The 3,468-nt window shown below is 68.4% G+C and carries 2 protein-coding genes; both read right to left on the bottom strand.

The genetic code is table 11. The features are described 5' to 3' along the window. The coding region (locus ACFPIJ_RS45150) for a beta-ketoacyl synthase N-terminal-like domain-containing protein (RefSeq protein WP_417323610.1) at positions 1-1,124 on the bottom strand (1,124 nt) is incomplete at its 3' end. 118 nt (positions 1,125-1,242) lie between these two features. After that, the coding region (locus ACFPIJ_RS45145; RefSeq protein ID WP_380125436.1) for a type I polyketide synthase at positions 1,243-3,468 on the bottom strand (2,226 nt) is incomplete at its 5' end.

Below are 3,468 nucleotides of genomic sequence, written 5' to 3'. Positions count from 1 at the left end.
ACGCCAGCCGCGGCCTGGGTGTGACCGATGTTCGACTTCACTGACCCCAACCACACCGGCTCACGACCGGCCCGCTCCTGCCCGTACACCTCCAACAACGCCTGCGCCTCGATCGGGTCACCCAACACCGTCCCGGTGCCATGCGCCTCCACCGCATCCACCTCACCAGGCGACAGACGCGCGTTCGCCAACGCCTGCCGGATCACCCGCCGCTGCGACGGACCGTTCGGCGCGGTCAAACCATTACTCGCACCGTCCTGATTCACCGCACTGCCACGCACCACCGCCAGCACCGGGTGCCCCAGCCGCTGCGCGTCGGAGAGCCGCTCCAACAGCAGCAACCCGACACCCTCACTCCACCCCGTACCATCCGCGGCCCCAGCAAAGGATTTACAGCGACCGTCGACGGCCAAACCGCGCTGCCGACTGAACTCAATGAACACCATCGGTGACGCCAACACGGTCACACCGCCGGCCAACGCGAGCGAGCTCTCGCCCTGCCGCAACGACTGACACGCCAGATGCAACGCCACCAGCGACGACGAACACGCCGTGTCCACCGTCACCGCCGGCCCCTCCAACCCGAAGGTGTACGCCAAACGACCCGACAGAACACTCGCCGCAGCGCCGGTAAGCCGATGCCCCTCAAGGCTCTGCCCGCGGTCCAACAGCAGCTCGGTATAGCCCTGATAGTTGGTGCCGGCGAACACCCCGGTGTCCGTACCCTTCAGCGAGCCGGGGTCGATACCCGCCCGCTCGAACACCTCCCAGGCCGTCTCCAACAGCAGCCGCTGCTGCGGATCCATCGCCAACGCCTCACGCGGACTGATCCGGAAGAACCCGGCATCAAAGTCCGCAGCGTCATGCAGGAACCCGCCTTCGCGCACATAGCTCGTCCCCAACTGATCCGGGTCGGGGTCGTACAGATGCTCCAGATCCCAGCCCCGGTCAGCCGGCCACTCCGAGATCCCATCAGCGCCCGACGCGACCAGTTCCCACAGCCCTTCCGGGGAGCGCACACCCCCCGGCAGCCGACACGCCATCCCCACGATCGCGATCGGCTCATGCGCACTCTCATCGACAGCACGCAACCGCGCACGAGCTTCATGCAGATCGCCGCTCACACGCTTGAGATAGCTGCGGAGCTTGTCTTCGTTCGCCATGAGATCTTCCGTTCGAGCGTGAAGTGATCTTGCGGGCTGCGGGCATACTGCAGACGGATCAACTCCGTCTGATGCGGCGCTAGCTCAGTTCGTTGTCGATGAAGCCGAAGATCTCGTCATCGGTGGCCGACTCGAGTCTCTCCGTGACGTTCACGGCGTCCACACCCGACGTTTTCGGCCCTTGGCCGATCTTGGCCAGGAGGGCTTGAAGCCGTACCGCGATGCCCGAAAGATCCGCCGGGTCCGCGGCCGACATGAGAGCTTCGAGACGATCAAGCTCGGCGGACACCGAGCCGCCGTCGGCCGTCCCATCGACCTGCTTGGTCAGGTAGGCGGCCAGCGCGGCAGGGGTCGGGTGGTCGAACACCAAGGTTGCCGGCAGCCGCTGTCCTGTGAAGGCCCCCAGCCGGTTACGCAGCTCCACCGCGGTCAGCGAGTCGAACCCGGCCTCGGTGAACGCCCGGTCCGGGTCCACGGCGGCCGCGGTGGCATGACCCAGCACTGCGGCGATCTCGCCTCGGAGCACGTCCAGGACCACCGCCTGCCGCTCCGCTGCCGGCACCCCGGACAGCCGCCGGGACAACGCCGACTCACCCCCGGAAGCGGCGGCCACCTGGCGGCGGGCAGAGCGCCGCACCAAAGCACGCAGCAGCGAGGGAACCGAGACCGTCCCACGCAGAGCTTTGACATCCAGCAGTACCGGGACCAGGTTCGCTGGTGCGGACAGCCCGGCCCGTACCGCGGCGTCGAACAGTTCCAGACCCTGCTGCGCGGTCAACGCCGTCACGCCCGACCGGCTCATCCGCGCCAGATCCGCCTCGCTGAGATGACCGGTCATCCCGCTGGCCTGCTGCCACAACCCCCACGCCAACGACACCCCGGGCAGACCCGCCGCCCGACGAGCCTGCGCCAACCCGTCCAGGAACGCATTCGCCGCGGCATAGTTCCCCTGACCAGCAGACCCCAGCGTCCCCGCCACCGAAGAGAACAACACAAACGCCGACAGGTCCATACCCTGGGTCAGCTCGTGCAGATGCCACGCCCCGTCAGCCTTCGGCCGCAACACCACGTCAACCCGCTCCGGCGTCAGCGCCGAGACCACCCCGTCGTCCAACACCCCAGCCGCATGCACCACCGCCGTCAACGGCCGATCCCGCACCACCTCGGCCAGCAACGCGGCGACCGCGTCCCGGTCGGCGACGTCACACGCCACGACCCGCACCTGCGCGCCCAACCCGGACAGTTCCTCCTGCAGCTGCGCCGCACCCGGTGCTTCCAGACCGCGGCGGCTGGTCAGCACCAGATGCCGCACCCCGTGCTGGAGCACCAGGTGCCGGGCCACCAACGCCCCGATACCCCCGGTCCCGCCGGTCACCAACACCGACCCGGCACCGAAACCAGCGCTGACGTCCGGTGCCAGTCCGGTCCGCACCAGCCGGGGAGCGACGGCACTACCGTCACGGATCGCCAGCTGCGGCTCGTCCCCACCCAACAGCGTCGGCAACACCCGCCGCGACGCCGGACGATCGTCCACATCCACCAACACGATCCGATCTGGGTTCTCTGACTGCGCCGCACGCACCAACCCCCACACCGGAGCCTGCACCACATCAACAGCATCGCCAGCGTTGACGGCGACCCCGTTCCGGGTCAGGACGACCAGCCGGGCCGCGCCCAACCGGTCATCAGCCAGCCACGACTGCACCAACTCCAACACCCAACCCGTCACCGCCCGCACCCGCACACCGACCTCACCATCAGCAGACACCGGGATGTCAGCGGCCAACACCAGATCAGGCACCGGAGCGCCATCAACGACCGCCTGCCGCAACGCTGCCAAGTCTGGATACTGCTGCACCCCCGACCCGACCAACCCCGACCCGTCCGGACCGAGCACCGCCCACCGCGCCTCAGCCGGCACCGACCTGACACCGGTCGGCGCAACCCAGTCGACCTCGAACAGACGGTCACCGAACGTCGGAACTACACCACCCGCGATATTCAGTTGTTCGTCGGTGACCGGACGGAGCACCAGCGATTCCACCGTCGCCACCGGCATACCGGTCCCGTCGGCCACCGCCAGCGCCACCCCGTCGTCGCCTGCCTGCGTCAACCGGACCCGCAACACCTCGGCTCCAGCAGCGAACAACGACACGCCGGACCACGAGTACGGCAACCGCAAACCCTCGTCGATACCGTCGCCGTCGGACTGCTTGGCCTCGAGCAACGTTGGGTGTCGGGCTGCGTCCAGCAGGGCCGGATGTATCCCGAACAGGCCGGCCTCCTGCGCAGCCGGCTCCGGCAG

The sequence above is a fragment of the Dactylosporangium cerinum genome (genome assembly GCF_042653625.1).
In the GTDB taxonomy this organism is placed as follows: domain Bacteria; phylum Actinomycetota; class Actinomycetes; order Mycobacteriales; family Micromonosporaceae; genus Dactylosporangium; species Dactylosporangium cerinum.
The sequence above is the reverse complement of the archived record's forward strand: the minus strand, read 5'-3'. Positions and strand labels throughout refer to the sequence as shown.